Raw genomic sequence first — 15,859 nt, 5'->3', positions numbered from 1 at the left:
GGGCAGACCGCCACGATAAGATGGCCGCCCGCAGTGATTGCACGGAGATCGCCCTTGGCTTTCCACACGAGAATGTATGACGTCTATCTGGTCCTGACGGGCGCGGCGGCGGCTCGCCCGTGGGCCACCGACGCCTGGCTGCCCGTGGCGCAGGCGCTCGCGCCATTTACCGGATCGGCGCGCGGCAAACCCGCGGTTCGTTGCTCGCAGATCGACAAGGGCACGCGCAAGAGCGCCAAGTTCGGCAGGCTGGGATGGAATGCGGAGTCGCATCGCAAGTGGACGCACGATGCGCCGGACGCGGCGCCGTGGATATTCCTGGGCGCGGAGGCGTGGGCGCCATCGTGGAATCAGTGCGAGAAGGACAACCAGGCGCCGGACTGCTACGTGTCCTTGTCGACGCCCGCCGTCGTGGGCCTGGACCAGCCCCTTCGGTTCGGCGGCAAGCTCCTGGTGGCGCTGGCCGCCGATGCGCCCGAAGACATGAAAGCGCAACTGCGCGACACCATCATCGCCGTCGCGCGTGAGCTGGACAGCCCCCTGGCCGTCCACCAGCTGCGGCCTTGGGGCAAAGCCTCATATGGCGGATTCACCGGAGCCATGAATGACCTCGGCATCGTGGGGCTGTTCAAGGCGGAGAACCCTCATGAACGGCCACTGGACCTGACGGCCTTCAACGAAACCTGGTCGCCGGTCCACCCCTGAACGCAGCCGGAGTCAGGCCACGCCCGATTCGCCCAGTTGCTGGCGCCGGTACTCGCCCTGGCGCACATGCATCCAGCCCGGGTATTCCGGCGGAAGCGCGCTGACCTTGTCGAGTGTCGCCAGTTCCTCTTGTGTCAGCTTGATGCCGGTGGCGGCCAGGTTGTCTTCGAGCTGGTCCACGCGCTTTGCGCCGATGATGACGCTGGTCACCACTTGCTGGTGCAGCAGCCAGGCCAGCGCCACCTGCGCGACCGACACGCCGCGCGCATCCGCCACCCGCCTCAAGGCGTCGATGCTGTCATAGGCGCGGTCCTGGTCCACGGGCGGGAAGTCGAACGCGGCGCGGCGGCTGCCGGCCTCGGCCTGGCCGTCGCGGCCGTACTTGCCGCTAAGCAGGCCGCCCGCCAGCGGGCTCCATACCATCAGGCCGACGCCTTCGCTTTGCAGCATGGGCACCAGCTCCCGTTCCAGGTCGCGGCCCGCGATCGTGTAGTAGGCCTGCAGCGACTCAAAGCGCGCCAGCCCCAGGCGCTCGGCAATGCCCAGCGCCTTCATGATCTGCCAGGCCGCCCAGTTGGAAACACCCACGTAGCGCACGTGGCCGTGCTGCACCAGATTGTCGAGCGCCCGCACCGTTTCCTCCACGGGCGTCGCCGGGTCGAAACCGTGGATCTGATAGAGGTCGATGTGGTCCAGCTGCAAGCGCGACAGGCTCTTCTTGACGCTGTCCAGGATGTGAAAGCGGGAGTTGCCCCGGGCGTTCACGCCGGCGCCGGTCGGACCGAATACCTTGGTGGCGACGACGACGTCGTCGCGCGCGACCTTCAGGTCGCGCAGGGCCTGACCGGTGATGATTTCCGAATGGCCCTCGGAATACACGTCTGCCGTGTCGATGAAATTGACCCCGGCGTCCAGGGCTCTGCCGACCAGCCGGTTGGCGTCCTCCTGCTGCAAATTGCCGATCTTGCTCCAGAGCTCGCCTTCGCCGCCGAAGGTCATGGTGCCCAGGCACAGCTCCGAGACGAACAGACCCGTGCTTCCGAATTTCTTGTATCGCATGATTGCGCTCCTTCAGGGGCCAGGCGGGCGCGCCGGTCCCGGGATGGGATGCCGCTGCGGCTGCCTGCCGGTGTGGACACAGTATGCGTCCGGGGGTTGGCGGGCACGCTGCTCGATCCTGCCCTTTTTTTGCCTGATCCTCTGGCGCGTCCACCGCCGCCTCGACGCCAGCTCATTCCTCCGGATTTTCTGCCCATTCCTCCACACCATGGACTTCCCCCTGCTCCGCGGCCTCTTCAAGGCATACACTGGCAGGCACCTAATCCTCTGCTGCTCCGCCGGCTCCCGCGCGCGGGGCGGCGCGCTACCGGAGCCCCCATGCCACTGACACCCGCCCACTCGGGCAATCACGCCGGCGCCGGCCTGGACACCGCGTACGAACCCGCGCGACGCGAGCTGCTATGCACGCTGGAACGCATGACCGGAACCCTCGAAGGTTCCCTGGACACGCCCATCGAAGGCCTGTTCCTGCACCGCCTGTCACAGCCCACCGGCGCCAAGCCGGGCCTGCAGAAAGCCGCGCTGGCAGTCATTGCCCAAGGATCGAAGCGCTTGTTCATCGGCGACGAGACCTACGAGTACGACCCCTTCCACTACCTGATCTCCTCGGTGGACCTGCCTGTGGTGGCCAAGGTGTCGGTCGCCAGTCCCACCTTGCCTTATCTGGGCCTGCGGCTGGACCTGAACGCGGAGGAGATCACCGAGCTGATCAGCGACGAGAACCTGCCACCGCTGCTGCCGGCCGAAGCGTCGCGCGCCCTGTGCGTGAATCCGCTGGGCGGCACGCTGCTGGATGTGGTGCTGCGCCTGTTGCGGCTGCTGGACGCGCCGCGCGACATCCCCATCCTGGCGCCCATGATCAAGCGCGAGCTCCTGTACCGTTTACTGATGAACGGCCAGGGAGTCGTGCTGCGGCAGACGGTCTTGCAGGACAGCCAGCTCAACCGCGTGGCCAAGGCCATCCGCATCCTGCGCGACAACTACGCGCAGCCCTTGCGCGTGGAGGAAATCGCCCGCGACGTGCATATGAGCGTGTCGTCGCTGCACCATCATTTCAAGCAGGCCACGGCCATGAGCCCGCTGCAATACCAGAAACACTTGCGCCTGCAGGAGGCGCGCCGGCTCATGCTGACCGACGACGCCGGCGTGGCGCTCGCGGCGCACGCGGTCGGCTATGAAAGCTCGTCGCAGTTCAGCCGCGAGTACAGCCGGCTGTTCGGTGCTCCGCCCCTGCGCGACAAGCAGCGCTGGAAGGACGAAACCAGCGCGGTACCCGCCTGATAGTCCCGGAAGGGCATCTACGGGATTGCCCTAATTCTTGATTTGACAACGTTACCATTAGACTTCGGCCATCGAATGACAACGTTGTCAAAATCCTGAATTTATCTCGGCGGCCGCATGAATCCTTTCCTGGAAACCCTGCTCGACACCCCCCTGGACGATACCTACCGGGGCGTGCCTCCCGGTGACGACGCGATCCCGCTGCGGGCGGTGGCCACCCGGCGGTGGCAACCCAGGAGCGGCAACATGGCCCTGCCCGTCCTGACGCTGGATGAAGCCGCCTTCGCCCACAACGTGGACCAGATCTTCGGGTACGCCCGCAGCCATGGCGCCGCGTTGGCGCCGCATGCCAAGACCCCGATGTCGCCGCAGATCGTGCAGCGCCTGCTTGACGCCGGCGCCTGGGGCGCCACGGTCGCCAACTTGCAACAGGCCGCCGTGCTGCTGCGCGCCGGCGTGCGCCGGCTGATGCTGGGCAACGAAATCGGCGGTCCGGCCAGCGGCGCCCGCCTGGGCAAGCTGCTGGCCGCCTATCCCGATGCGCGCATGCTGATGTTCGCGGATTCGCCGGAGACGGTGCGGTCGCTGGCGGCCGCAGCCGAACAGGCGGGCCGTCCCGCCGAGGTCCTGGTTGAAATCGGCGGCGGCCGCGCCGGCGCCCGCGACGACGCGGCGGTCGCCGCCATCCTGGACGCCATCGGCGCGCACCCGGCCAGGCTGGCGCTGGCCGGCGTCGCCACGTATGAAGGCGCCGTCGCCACATCGGACGCGGCGGTCACCGCGAAGAACATCGCCGCGCTGATGGAGCGGGCCGCAAAGGCATTCCGGCAGGTGCGCGCCTTGGCGCCGGACACGCCGCTGGTGTTCACCGCGGGCGGCTCCGCCTTCTTCGACCAGGTCACCCAGGCCGCAAAACCCTTGCTGGAGCAGGATGGCAACGCGCAGCTGGTGCTGCGCAGCGGCGCCATCTTCTTCCATGACCACGGCACGTACCAGCGGGCCCTGAAGGCCATGGACGCCCGTGCAGGCTTTACCGTCGACGGCCAGGCGCGCCATGCCGCCACTGACTTCCAACCCGCCTTGCGCCTGTGGGGCGAAGTGCTCTCCCGCCCGGAACCCGGGCTGGCCATCTGCGGCTTCGGCATGCGCGACGTGTCCTACGACCAGGACCTGCCCATGCCGCTGGCGGCCTTTCGCGACGGCGCCCCCCTGCCCGGCTGGGACCCGCAGGCGCGCGTCACGCGGCTGAACGATCAGCACGCCTTCCTGGCCATCGCGCCGGACAGCGCGCTGGCGCCCGGCGATGTCATCGAGTTCGGGATTTCGCATCCCTGCACCTGTCTGGACCGCTGGCGCGTCTTCTTCGGCCTGGACGCCGAGGGCCGCGTGCAATCCGCCTACCGCACGTTCTTCGGGTAAGCCATGCAACAGCTGAATTTCCAACAGGTCTGGCGCTATCGCGAACAGCTCTGGGAAGGCATCCAGGTCACCCTGGAACTGACCGTCATCGCCGTGATCGCCGGGCTGGTGATCGGGCTGGCCGGCGCCCTGCTCACGCGCCACGGTCCCAAGCCCGTCAAGCTGGCGCTGCGCGCGTATGTCGAGGTATTCCGCAATACCCCCTCGCTGATCCAGCTGTTCGTGGTGTTCTTCGTGCTGCCGGGCCTGGGGCTGCGCATGCCGCCCTTCGTCGCCGCGGCGCTGGCGCTCAGCCTGTATTTCGGCGCCTACGCCATCGAAATCCTGCGCGCCGGCCTGGACTCGATTCCGCGCAGCCAGATCGAAGCCGGCCACTGCCTGGGCCTGAGCACCTGGCAGGTTTATCGCCACATCGTGCTGGCGCCAGCCCTGCGCAATATCTATCCCGCCCTGGGAACACAGCTGGTCATCCTGCTGCTGGGCACATCACTGGCATCACAGGTGTCGGCGGAAGACCTGTTCCACGCCGGCAGCTTCATCGAAAGCCGCACTTTCCGCAGCTTCGAAGTCTATGCCGTCATCTGCGGCATCTATTTCACGCTGGTGCTCGCCACCAAGGCCTTGCTGGCGCTGGCCGGCAGCCTGGCCTTCACCTGGCCGGTGCGCCGCTAGGAGCCGCAAGCATGCGTACGTTTTCCCTGACAGATTTCGCGTCCCTGGTCAGCGCGCTGCAATGGACGGTAGCGCTGGTGCTCATCGCGCTGGCCATCGGCGCCCCCCTGGGCCTGGGCCTGGCGCTCTTGCGCGGCCATCGCGCCGCGCCGCTGCGCTGGCTGGCGGCAGCCTTGCAGCAGCTGGTTCAAGGCGTGCCGCTGCTGGGCCTGCTGATGTTCTTCTACTTCGGCATGCCGGTGTTCCTGGGCATCGAAGTGCCCGCGCTGACCGCCGTCAGCGTCGCCTTCATCATCTACACGGCGGCCTTCCTGGGCCAGATCTGGTACGGCGGCATCCAGGCGGTCAAGCACGAACAATGGGAAGCAGCCGCCTGCCTGGGCCTGTCCAAATGGCATCAGTTCCGCCACGTGATCGCGCCCCAGGCGCTGCGCCTGTCGCTGCCGCCCACCGTGGGTTTCCTGGTGCAGCTCATCAAGGGCACCTCGCTGGCTTCCGTGGTGGGCTTCGTTGAACTGGCGCGGGCCGGGCAGATCGCCAGCGCCGCCACTTTCCAGCCCCTGCTTGTCTATTCCTGCGTCGCGTTGCTGTACTTCGCGGCGTGCCTGCCCCTGACGATGTGGGCGCGTAACCTGGAGGGCCGCTTCCATGGCGCTCGTTGAAGTCTCCAATATTCACAAACGCTTCGGGGCCAATGCGGTGCTCAACGGCGTCTCGCTGGAAGTGAACGAAGGCGAAATCGTCACCATCATCGGCCGCTCCGGCTCGGGCAAGTCCACCTTGCTGCGTTGCCTGAACGCGCTGGAGACGGTGGACGACGGCGAGATCCGCATCGGCGGCGAGCATGTCCACGCCGGCATGCCCGGCCTGCGCCAGTTCCGCCAGCGCGTGGGCATCGTGTTCCAGCAATTCAACCTGTTCCCGCACCTGAACGTCGAGCGCAACATCACGCTGGCGCCCACGCTCAACGGCAAGATTCCCAAATCGCAGGGCCGCGCGCTTGCGCTGGATGTGCTGCGCCGGGTCGGCCTGGCCGAGAAGATCGACGCCTATCCGGCCTTGCTCTCGGGCGGCCAGCAGCAGCGCGTGGCGATTGCCCGCTGCCTGGCCATGTCGCCCGAGCTGATGCTGTTCGATGAAGTCACGTCGGCGCTGGACCCCGAGCTGGTGGGCGAAGTGCTGAAGGTCATGGAAGACATGGCGCGGCTAGGCATGACGATGGTGCTGGTCACGCATGAAATGGCGTTCGCCCGCAACGTCGCGTCCAAGGTCGTCTTCATGCATCAGGGCCGGGTGTGGGAACAGGGCCCGCCCGCCGAACTCTTCGCCAATCCCCAAACCCCCGAGCTGCGCCAGTTCATCGGCACGGCCTCGCCTTCCACTCACTAAGGCATCCGCCACTGGAGTCATCGCATGAAACTGTACGCCAAGCTGGCCGCCGCAGCGGCCGTCTGTCTCTCTCTGGCAGCCCCTGCCTCGGCCGCCGACAAACTGCAGGATGTCCTGGGCGCCGGCAAGCTGCGCGTAGGCGTGCTGATGGACGCCGCACCCTGGGGCTTCAAGGACGCCAAGGGCGAAGCAGCCGGCCTGGACATCGACATGGCCAAGCTGATGGCCGCCGACATGGGCGTCAAGCTGGAACTGGTGCAAGTCACCGGCGCCAGCCGCATTCCCAGCCTGCTCGCGGGCAAGGTCGACGTGCTGATCGCAGCCGCCGGCGCCACGCCGGAACGCGCTCAGCAGGTCATGTTCTCGCAGCCCTATGCCGCCGTGAACCTGGGCGTCTACGGGGGAGAAGGCCTGCCGCAAGCCAAGACCGTGGATGACCTGAAGGGACGCAGCATCGCGGTCGCCAAGGGTTCGACGCTGGACATCTGGCTCACCGACAACGCGCCGGGCGCCAAGCTGGTTCGCTTTGAAGACACGCCTTCGGCCGTGGCCGCCTACCTGGCGGGCCAGTCGGAATCGTTCGCCGAGAACAGCGCCATCGCGCTCAAGGTCTCCGAAGACAACCCCGCCAAGGCGCCCCATCTCAAGTTCCTGATCCGCCAGTCGCCGGCCCACGCCGCCGTGCAGCAAGGGCAGCAAAACCTGCTGAACTGGATCAACACCTTCCTTTTCGCCAACCGCCTGAACGGCAAGCTGCCGGCCTTGCAGGAAAAGTGGTTCAAGGAAGCCCAGACGCTGCCGCAGATGTAATCCGGGCCTGCGCCCCCAAACAAGGACTCTCATGATCAAACGCTTCAAATCCGGCTCGCGCATGAGCCAGGCCGTGTCGTACAACGGCTTCGTATTCATCGCCGGCCAGGTCGCCGACAACCGCCAGGGCTCGCTGGAATCGCAAACCCGCGAAGTGCTGGCCAAGATCGAAGCGCTGCTGGCGGAAGCCGGCAGCGACAAGTCGCACCTGCTTGCCGTGGACGTATTTCTGCCCGCCATTGGCGACTTCGACGCCATGAACCGCGTCTACGACGCCTGGATCGACCCCGCCAACCCTCCCGCCCGCGCCTGCGTCGAGGCCCGCCTGGCCGACCCCGACCTGCGGGTCGAGATGACCGCCGTCGCCGCCTTGCGCTAAGGCGCGGCCTGCGCCGGCGCTCCGACTCTCCGATCCACTTTCGCGCCGCTACCCGCGGCGCCGCTGCTTCCCTACATGCATACCGGCCTGTTTCACGAGATTGATTTTGACGCCGACGGCAAGGCGCTCAGCTTCCTGGGCACCCCCTATTCTGTGGACCGCTCGCCTTACTACCAGATCAAGACCCCCGTCTGCCGCATCCGCAACGGCCATGGCCCGCGGGTGCTGCTCATGGCCGGCAACCACGGCGACGAATACGAAGGCGAGATCGCCCTGAGCCGGCTGATCCGCCGGCTGGACCCGTCGCGCATGCGCGGCGAAGTCACCATCCTGCCGCTGGCCAACCTGCCCGCCGTGATGGCGGCCCGCAGGCGCTCGCCCCTGGACAATGGCAATCTCAACCGGGCCTTCCCCGGACTGCCCGGCGGCACGCCCACCGAACGGCTTGCTCACTTCCTGGAGCATGAACTCTTCCCGCGCCATGACATCGTGTTCGACATCCATTCCGGCGGCACCTCGATGGCGCATCTGCCCACTGCCCTGATCGAGCGGCAGGATTCGCCCGAGCGCATGGCCCGGGCGCTGGACCTGATGGGTTCGCTGGGCATGGGCCACGCCTTTGTCGCCACGAATGGCCGCGACGCGCCCACGTCCATGGCGGCGGCGGCGCGCGCGGGCGCGATCGGCATCAGCGGGGAATTCGGCGGCGGCGGCACGCTGACCCCCGCAACGCTGGCCGCCACGCAGCGCGCCATCGACGGCCTGCTGCAAAATCTGGGCGTGACGGACGCGCCGGTGCTCGGTCCGCATGAGCCCGCCGCGGCCGGCATGCAACTGCTGGAACTGAACAGCCACGAGCAGAATATCTTCGCCACCCGCCGCGGCTGGTTCGAGCCCGCCGTCGACATCGGCGCCGAGGTCCGCGCGGGCGACATCGCCGGCTACTACCACGACCTCAACCAACTGGGCGCCGAGGAAGAAGTCCTGCGCTTCCGGGTATCGGGTATCGTCATTTCGCGGCGGCTGCATACCGACTGCGAATCGGGCGACAGCCTGATCCAGGTCGCGCATCCGGTCAGTCTGACTGATATCCTGACGCCTGCCGCCTGACCCCGGAACACTCCAAAGAGAACGCATGACCACCCGGCCCGCGCCCCCTTCCGCTCCCACCTATGACGACGTGCTGCGCGTGCGGCCCGAAGGAGCCGTCGCTCCCGCGCGCACGCATGCTCCCGCAAAGCCCCCGCGCATCGAGGAAGTGGCCCGGCTGGCGGGCGTGTCTCCCATCACCGTGTCGCGGGCCTTGCGCCAGCCGGAGAAAGTGGCCCAGGAAAAGCGCGACCGCATTCTGCAGGCCGTGGCCCAGACAGGCTATGCCTCGAATCCCCATGCGCGAGCCCTGCGTTCCGGGCATTCCAGCGTGGTGGCGGCCTTCGTGTCCAATATCCTCAGCCAGCAATTCGCGCTGGCCGTGCAAGGCTGCGCCGAAGTGCTGGAACCGCAGGGCTACCAGCTCATGGTGGGACAGACTTCATATTCCTACGCCAAGGAAACCAGCATGATTGCGTCGCTGCGGGCCCTGCGCCCCGCCGCGGTGCTGTTCACCGGCGTCATCGAGCTAGAAGAAAACCGGCAGTCGCTGCGCGAGCTGGGCATACCCGTCATGGAAACCTGGGCCTATCCGCGAGACCCCATCGACATGCTGGTCGGCTTTTCCAACTATGACGGCGGCTTCATGGCCGCGCGCCATCTGGCCGAAAAAGGCTACCGGCGCGTCGCGTTCGTGGCGCGCCAGGGCGGGCGCGGCGAGCTGCGCCGCCAAGGGTTCAACGCCGCCGCGGCCCAATATGGCGTGCAGGTGGTGGCGGAGCTGGCCGTGGACAATGCGCAAACCATCGCCGACGGACGCGCCGCGCTTGCCCGCCTGCTCGCCCAGGGCGAGGCCTTCGACGCCGTATTCTGCGCCAACGACCTGCTGGCCGTGGGCGCACTGTTCGAGGCGCGCGACCGCAAGCTCGCCATTCCCCGGGACATCGCCATTCTTGGCTTCGGCGATACCGATATCGCCAGCGAAATCGAGCCCGGACTCACCACGATCGGCGTCGACAGCCGCAAGCTTGGCGCGCGCGCCGGCCAGCTGCTGCTCCAGCGCCTGAACGGCGAAATGCCGGGCGCGCGGCAGGAAGTGTTTCCGCTGACGCTCAACGCGCGCGCCAGCGTCTAAGGCACGAACGAGGCCCCATCCCGGATGGACAGGCCCTGGGCCGCGCTTATTCGTCGAACACGATCCGCATCCCAGGCAGGCCCACCCCTTCCAGCGCGGTGCTCCATGTCTCGCCCGCATGCACGGGATAGGCCTTGGTCAGCGTGCCGGTCGTGACCAGTTCGCCGGCCTGGATCGCCTCGCCCGCCGGGCGATCGGCCACCACCGCGAGCAGATGCGCCAGCGCCGCCAACGGATTCCCCAGCACATTTGCGCCGCACCCGGTCTCGCGCCGGATGCAGTTGCAGGACAGTTCCACCCTGAACCGCTGCAGCTGATCGATCAGGTCCGGCCCCAGCTTGGCCGGATCTTCCCGCGCGCCGACAAACAGCGCGCCGTGCAAGGCGTTGTCCGCCACGGTATCGGCCGCCTGGAATTGCCAGGCCGGAAAGTGCGACTGCACCAGTTCAAAACCATGGGCAATCCAGTCCACGCAGGCCAGGATCCTGGCCAGGTCCCGGGTCTGCGGTGGCGCGGCGTGGAAATGCAGCACGATCTCCGGCTCAATGCGCGGCTCGACATAGCGGTCCAGCCTGCAATGGACCTCGCCGCTGTCGCTCTGCGTGGTGGTGTGTTCATAGACGCGGCCCCACACGGGGAAATCCACGCCCAGCGCAGCCCACATGGCCGGATTCGTGAATCCGATCTTGCGGCCGACCGCAAGCGCGCCCTCCGCCAATCGCGCCTCGTGCAGCCTGGCCGCCACGTCATAGGCATCGGCCAGGTTGAAGCGGGGATATCTTGCCGTGATGGGCGAGACGGACAAGGCGCCGTCCTGCGCGGCCTTGATTTCGCGGGCGAGCGCAAGCGGATCGAATGACATGGCGGCGGCTCCTCTGCCTTGGGTTCCACCGACTTTAAAAGGAAAAGCGGCTTCGCGGCGAGAGCGTGCCGCTGCGCATTGCGGACTTCCCTCCTTTCTTTACCCATGTCCTCATGGCCGTGGCCGTAATATGCTCGGCCTGACGTCCACCATCCAGAACGGCGAGGAAACTGCATGCACGACTTGAATGACCTTTACTACTTCGTCCAGGTCGTGAAACACGGCGGATTCGCGCCCGCCGGACGGACGCTGAACATCCCCAAATCCCGGCTCAGCCGGCGCATCGCCTTGCTGGAAGACCGCCTTGGCGTGCGCCTGATCCAGCGCTCCACCCGCACGTTCGCAGTGACCGAGCTGGGCCAGGAGTACTTCGACCAGTGTCTGGCGATGCTGGCCGGCGCGGAAGCGGCGCAGGAGGTCATCGACCGCACGCACGCGGAGCCGCAGGGCACGATCCGCATGGCCGCCCCGCCCGCGCTGATCTACTACTTCCTGGGCGATGTGGTGGCGCGCTTCATGGAGAAATGCCCCAAGGTGAACGTCTACCTGAAGAGTTTCAGCCGCCCGGTGGACGTCCTGCGCGAGGGCTTCGATCTGGCGGTGCGGGTGCGTTTTGGCCCGATCGAGAGCAGCGACCTGGTCATGAAGAACCTGGGCATGAGCTGCCAGAGCCTGGTCGCCAGCCCGGCGCTGGCGCGCACGCTGCCCGATCCCTCCGATCTGCTGCGGATCAGCCAGCAGCCTACGCTGGCGCTGGGCACGGAGCAGCGCGAATGCCAATGGCGGCTGCACGGCCCCGCCAATGCCCGCCAGGTCGTGCCCTTTGCCCCCAGGCTGGTGACGGACGACATGCTGGCCTTGAAACAGGCAGCCCTGCGGGGCGTAGGCATTGTGGCCCTGCCCTTGCTGATGATCCGCGAAGAGCTGGAGGCCGGCACGCTCGTCGTGGTGGGCGCTCCCTGGCAACCGGAGCCCGGCAGCGTGCATGCCGTGTTCCCATCGCGCCGGGGCCTATTGCCAGCGGTAAGGGAACTTCTGGATTTCATGGGCGCGGAGTATCGTGAAAACGCCCGGCGCGAAGCCGATACACAGGCGCGTCTCGGGATTCCCACGTTGACACCGTCTCATTCATTGTCCGATTTATAGAACGATGAGGCTCGCGCTGACAGTCTAGCGGCCCAATTGGTTTGAATTTAGGATTCTGTCTACGCAATCAGCGTTCTTTCAGCGCCGCGCTACCCAGCGCGACAGACCGACCTACCAAGGAATAAGCCATGACCAAGCCCTACGTAAAGCTCGACAAGACCCAAGCCGCCGTTCTGCTGGTGGACCACCAGGCCGGCCTGCTGTCCCTGGTGCGCGACTTCCAGCCCGACCAGTTCAAGAACAACGTGCTGGCCCTGGCCGATCTGGCCGAATACTTCAAGCTGCCCACCATCCTGACCACCAGCTTCGAGGACGGCCCCAACGGCCCGCTGGTCCAGGAACTGAAGGACAAATTCCCCAAGGCCCCTTACATCGCCCGCCCCGGCAACATCAACGCCTGGGACAACGAGGACTTCGTCAAGGCCGTCAAGGCCACCGGCAAGAAGCAACTGATCATCGCTGGCGTGGTCACCGAAGTCTGCGTCGCCTTCCCGGCGCTGTCGGCCCTGGAAGAAGGGTTCGACGTGTTCGTCGTCACCGACGCTTCGGGCACCTTCAATGAAGTCACCCGCAACGCTGCCTGGAGCCGCATGGAACAAGCCGGCGCGCAGCTGATGTCGTGGTTCGGCGTCGCGTGCGAACTGCACCGCGACTGGCGCAATGACGTGGAAGGCCTGGGCACCCTGTTCGCCAACCACATCCCCGACTATCGCAACCTGATGGCGTCGTACTCGACGGTCAAGGCGTCCAAGTAATCCAGGCTGGCCTGCGCGCCCGATCCAGATCATCGGGCGCGCAGTGCGGGCGCGGCTGAAAGATGGCCCAGGCATGCCTGGGCCGGAAGCTGGCTACTTCTTGCTGGCGAAGGGATATGCCTGCTGCGCCAGGAAGGTCCCGGGCATGTCGTTGTCCAGGATGCCGTAGTTCTCCGGCAGGCGGTTGCCAACGCCGCGCACGGCGGTGCCGAAGATATAGTCGATGAACGAGAAATGCGCCGCGTAGTTCTTGTCGATCGCCTCGGTGTCCGACGAGTGATGCCAGTGATGGAAGTCCGGCGTCACGATGATGTAGCGCAGCCAGCCCCAGGGCAGCTTCACGTTGGAATGGATCAGCACCGCCTGGAATCCGACGATGATGATGTAGGCGTCCAGCACCGACTTGGAAAATCCCAGTACGAAAAGCACGCCCAGCACCGCCACGCGGGTGATCAGCAGCTCGACAATGTGCAGGCGCGAGCCGGCCAGCCAGTCCAGCGTGCGCGTGCTGTGATGCACGGCGTGGAAACGCCACATGAATGGCACCTCGTGATAGATCCGGTGCGCGGCGTACTGCGCCAGGTCGGCCACCAGCACCGCCACGAACAGCTCCAGCAGGTAGGGCATGGACTGGATGGCGGCCTGCAGCGGCTCATAGGCCGCCCAGGAAAACAGGCGATGGATAAAGAAGTTGATGCACAGCAGCACCGCGCCCACCGACAGGTGGTTGAACAGGAAGTGCTTCATGTCCACCTGCCATTCGCCGCGGAACACCGGCTGCCCCGGATACAGCGGCGTCAGCTTCTCGAAGATGATGAAGACCGTGCTGGACGCCAGCAGGTCCAGGATGAACCAGTCCAGGCCAAGATAGGGGTGGTTGCCCGTGTTGGACGTGGTCACCACGACCTGGCTACCGCCCGCCGCCACCGCGCAGCAGACCAGAACGAAGGCCGAGATATTCAACCAGCGTTGGCGGCCCAGGATCGTATTGGCCAGTGCGATCGAGCCGGACACCAGCAGCGCGCCGAACAGCAGGGTGCGCATTGCTTCCACGGAATAGAACGCGCGCAGCTCCGGCGTGGTCAGATAGGCCGGAAAGTGGAACGCCAGGACTCCCAGCACGGCCAGGATGGCCAGAAACAGCGCAATCACGCCGCTCATCATCCCCGTACCAGGGTGGATGCGTCCGTCCTGCCTGAAAAGTTCGAAGACCTGCCGATAGATGGGCGCGCGCTGTTTCATTTCACTTTTATGGCTATCCACGGGGAAGCGAGTGTATCGCCGGGGACGGAACACCCTGTAATGAAACGTGAGCATGAACGACAGAATGGATCCTTTCGCGCCCGGCCTTGCGCGCCGTCAATGGCGCGCGCCTGGCGTCCGGCCCCGAGGTTGACAAGGCGCGGGCGTTGGCGTGTCATGGAATTGACGCTGATGAAGCGTCTTGCATGGCGCATCATCGGTCCCGTCAACCGGTTCCCAAAGAGGCCCCTATGTTCCCTGAATACCGCCAACTCATCACCCAGTTGAAATCCGAAAACGCCCACTTTTCGGCCCTGTTCCAGCGGCACAACGACCTGGACCAGGAAATCAAGAACATGGAAGACGGCATCGTGCCGTCCTCGGGCACCAATATCGAAGTGCTGAAGAAGGAAAAGCTGCAGCTCAAGGACAAACTGTATGGCTTGCTGAAGGCGGCCGACCAGAACGGCAGCTAGCGCGCCCGGGCCCGGGCAGCGTCAGTTCCAGCCCGCGCCTTTGACGACGGCCGCGTACTTCGCCAGTCCAGAACGGAAGTACGCCCCCGTCCGCCCGATCGGCAGCAGGACGATCCCCTTGCTCGGCTCAGGCAGGGCACATCCAGATTTGCTAAACAACGATTAGCATCTTTAGTTTTTCTAATTCCCCCGTGAAAGCTAGTCTGTCGCCCTGCTCACAAGGTGCGATATGGCGACAGCCTTCATTCCCGGATTCCTGCTTGGCCTGAGCCTGATCGTGGCGATCGGCGCGCAGAACGCCTTCGTCCTGCGCCAGGGACTGCGCCAGGAACACGTCTTTGCCGTCTGCCTGGCCTGCGCCCTGTCGGACGCCGTTCTCATCGCCGCCGGCGTGGCGGGCTTCGGCATGGCCGTAGACGCCCTGCCCTGGCTGGAACCCGCCATGCGCTATGGCGGCGCGCTGTTCCTGTTCGCTTACGCGGCGCGCAGCCTGCATTCGGCGCTGCGCAGGCGTCACGGCCATCTGGCGCCCTCGTCCCGCCACGCCCAGAGTCGCTACGCCGCCCTGGCGACCTGTCTGGCGCTCACCTGGCTGAACCCGCATGTCTATCTGGACACCGTCGTCCTGCTTGGCTCCATCTCCAGCCAGTATGAAGGCCGCAAGACCGCTTTTGCTCTGGGAGCGATTGCCGCCTCGTTCGCCTTTTTCTTTGCGCTGGGCTATGGCGCGCGACTGCTGCGGCCCGTATTCGCCAGTGCCCGCGCATGGAGAGCGCTGGACGCGTGCGTGGGCATCCTGATGATCGTGATCGGCGTGAAGCTTGTGATGTAGGGCCTCTCATGCCTATGGAGGACGGCAAGCCGGACTGCCCGCTGCTACGCTGCCCTACCACTCATCGAAGGGATGCCGGCCATGAGAACCGCCCTTGGCGCCGCCTGCGCGCTCGCCGCCTTGCTGTGGAACGGCGGGGCATGCGCCCAATACGTGGTCCAGACCCAGGACATGAGCGGCAGATGGAGCGTGCCGCATCCGCACTACCAGGGTGTTCCGGAACTTTTCCGGGCAAGCTCCGGCGCGAAACGCGCCTGCCTGGACCGCGGGCCGCCCAGCGATCTCTATCGCGCCACCAAAGTCATCGACCTGCGAACCGGCGAGGAAGTGCTGCTGGTCGACTGCATTCCCATCCGCAAGGAACAGCGCGAACGGTCCGAGCAGATTAGGGCGAACGCGGCGAAGCCTTCAGCCCCGCAGTAAAGAACAAGAAAATGTTACATACACAGCAAGCAAATATTTCAATTCGGTGCTGTAGTACTGAAAAATCTGACTTGGCGATTGTCGGTTGCCTGGAAGTACGGCAATAAGCTCACGAAAATCGGTTTGCCCCCACCAGACACTGAGCCACTGACTTGCCGGCGGCGCAGGGGAACGCGGAAATGGTG

General features: G+C 65.8%; 18 protein-coding genes. 15 read left to right on the top strand and 3 right to left on the bottom strand.

The annotated features are described in order from the left end of the window. Positions 1-54: 54 nt before the first annotated feature. A complete protein-coding gene (locus tag HLG70_RS29225; RefSeq protein ID WP_171663108.1) occupies positions 55-705 on the top strand; it encodes a hypothetical protein in 651 nt (216 codons plus the stop codon). Between the two features lie 12 nt (positions 706-717). On the opposite strand, the gene HLG70_RS29220 is transcribed toward HLG70_RS29225, so the two are convergent. Then, complete coding sequence (locus tag HLG70_RS29220; protein WP_171663107.1) at positions 718-1,764, bottom strand: aldo/keto reductase; 1,047 nt, start codon at positions 1,762-1,764, stop codon at positions 718-720. Positions 1,765-2,082: 318 nt separating this feature from the next. On the opposite strand from HLG70_RS29220, the gene HLG70_RS29215 reads away from it, so the two are divergent. The 9 genes from HLG70_RS29215 (at position 2,083) to HLG70_RS29175 (ending at position 9,938) form a co-directional block, all read left to right on the top strand. Next, complete coding sequence (locus HLG70_RS29215; protein ID WP_171663106.1) at positions 2,083-3,045, top strand: AraC family transcriptional regulator; 963 nt, start codon at positions 2,083-2,085, stop codon at positions 3,043-3,045. A 117-nt stretch (positions 3,046-3,162) separates the two neighbouring features. Continuing rightward, complete coding sequence (locus HLG70_RS29210) at positions 3,163-4,464, top strand: alanine racemase (RefSeq protein ID WP_171663105.1); 1,302 nt, start codon at positions 3,163-3,165, stop codon at positions 4,462-4,464. Between the two features lie 3 nt (positions 4,465-4,467). Next, positions 4,468-5,136 carry an amino acid ABC transporter permease gene (locus HLG70_RS29205; protein ID WP_171663104.1) on the top strand — a complete coding sequence of 223 codons (669 nt, stop codon included), beginning with the start codon at positions 4,468-4,470 and terminating at the stop codon, positions 5,134-5,136. An 11-nt stretch (positions 5,137-5,147) separates the two neighbouring features. After that, positions 5,148-5,798 (top strand): amino acid ABC transporter permease, encoded by a 651-nt coding sequence (locus HLG70_RS29200; protein ID WP_171663103.1) that lies wholly within the window; start codon positions 5,148-5,150, stop codon positions 5,796-5,798. After that, a complete protein-coding gene (locus HLG70_RS29195) occupies positions 5,785-6,525 on the top strand; it encodes an amino acid ABC transporter ATP-binding protein (protein WP_171663102.1) in 741 nt (246 codons plus the stop codon). Before HLG70_RS29200 ends, HLG70_RS29195 begins: the two co-directional genes overlap by 14 nt. A 24-nt stretch (positions 6,526-6,549) precedes the next feature. After that, positions 6,550-7,335: a transporter substrate-binding domain-containing protein gene (locus HLG70_RS29190; protein WP_171663101.1), complete on the top strand. Its 786-nt coding sequence runs from the start codon at positions 6,550-6,552 to the stop codon at positions 7,333-7,335. Positions 7,336-7,366: 31 nt separating this feature from the next. Further along, positions 7,367-7,714, top strand: coding sequence for a RidA family protein (locus HLG70_RS29185; RefSeq protein ID WP_171663100.1), 348 nt, complete (start codon positions 7,367-7,369; stop codon positions 7,712-7,714). Positions 7,715-7,789: 75 nt separating this feature from the next. Next, on the top strand, positions 7,790-8,824 hold the full coding sequence (locus tag HLG70_RS29180) for a succinylglutamate desuccinylase/aspartoacylase domain-containing protein (protein ID WP_171663099.1): 1,035 nt from the start codon (positions 7,790-7,792) through the stop codon (positions 8,822-8,824). A gap of 25 nt (positions 8,825-8,849) precedes the next feature. Then, positions 8,850-9,938: a LacI family DNA-binding transcriptional regulator gene (locus HLG70_RS29175; RefSeq protein ID WP_171663098.1), complete on the top strand. Its 1,089-nt coding sequence runs from the start codon at positions 8,850-8,852 to the stop codon at positions 9,936-9,938. Between the two features lie 46 nt (positions 9,939-9,984). Here HLG70_RS29175 and HLG70_RS29170 read toward each other — a convergent pair whose 3' ends face one another. Beyond that, positions 9,985-10,800 carry a 2-keto-4-pentenoate hydratase gene (locus tag HLG70_RS29170; protein ID WP_171663097.1) on the bottom strand — a complete coding sequence of 272 codons (816 nt, stop codon included), beginning with the start codon at positions 10,798-10,800 and terminating at the stop codon, positions 9,985-9,987. Positions 10,801-10,974: 174 nt separating this feature from the next. Between HLG70_RS29170 and HLG70_RS29165 the strand changes: the two genes are divergently transcribed. Together HLG70_RS29165 and ycaC are read left to right on the top strand one after the other, a co-directional pair. Continuing rightward, on the top strand, positions 10,975-11,946 hold the full coding sequence (locus HLG70_RS29165) for a LysR substrate-binding domain-containing protein (RefSeq protein WP_171663096.1): 972 nt from the start codon (positions 10,975-10,977) through the stop codon (positions 11,944-11,946). Between the two features lie 128 nt (positions 11,947-12,074). Then, positions 12,075-12,701 carry an isochorismate family cysteine hydrolase YcaC gene (gene ycaC, locus HLG70_RS29160; RefSeq protein WP_171663095.1) on the top strand — a complete coding sequence of 209 codons (627 nt, stop codon included), beginning with the start codon at positions 12,075-12,077 and terminating at the stop codon, positions 12,699-12,701. 93 nt (positions 12,702-12,794) lie between these two features. On the opposite strand, the gene HLG70_RS29155 is transcribed toward ycaC, so the two are convergent. Further along, a complete protein-coding gene (locus HLG70_RS29155) occupies positions 12,795-13,943 on the bottom strand; it encodes a sterol desaturase family protein (protein WP_171663094.1) in 1,149 nt (382 codons plus the stop codon). Positions 13,944-14,194: 251 nt separating this feature from the next. On the opposite strand from HLG70_RS29155, the gene HLG70_RS29150 reads away from it, so the two are divergent. The 3 genes from HLG70_RS29150 to HLG70_RS29140 all read left to right on the top strand — a co-directional run bounded on the left by HLG70_RS29150 (position 14,195) and on the right by HLG70_RS29140 (position 15,674). Further along, positions 14,195-14,419: a YdcH family protein gene (locus HLG70_RS29150; protein WP_171663093.1), complete on the top strand. Its 225-nt coding sequence runs from the start codon at positions 14,195-14,197 to the stop codon at positions 14,417-14,419. 229 nt (positions 14,420-14,648) lie between these two features. After that, positions 14,649-15,251 carry a LysE/ArgO family amino acid transporter gene (locus HLG70_RS29145; protein WP_171663092.1) on the top strand — a complete coding sequence of 201 codons (603 nt, stop codon included), beginning with the start codon at positions 14,649-14,651 and terminating at the stop codon, positions 15,249-15,251. Between the two features lie 81 nt (positions 15,252-15,332). Next, positions 15,333-15,674, top strand: a complete 342-nt coding sequence (locus tag HLG70_RS29140; protein WP_171663091.1) for a hypothetical protein — start codon at positions 15,333-15,335, stop codon at positions 15,672-15,674. Positions 15,675-15,859: the final 185 nt, after the last annotated feature.

The sequence above is a fragment of the Achromobacter deleyi genome (assembly GCF_013116765.2).
In the GTDB taxonomy this organism is placed as follows: domain Bacteria; phylum Pseudomonadota; class Gammaproteobacteria; order Burkholderiales; family Burkholderiaceae_B; genus Achromobacter; species Achromobacter deleyi_A.
Note: the sequence above shows the minus strand (reverse complement) of the source record. Positions and strands in the feature narration are given on the sequence as shown.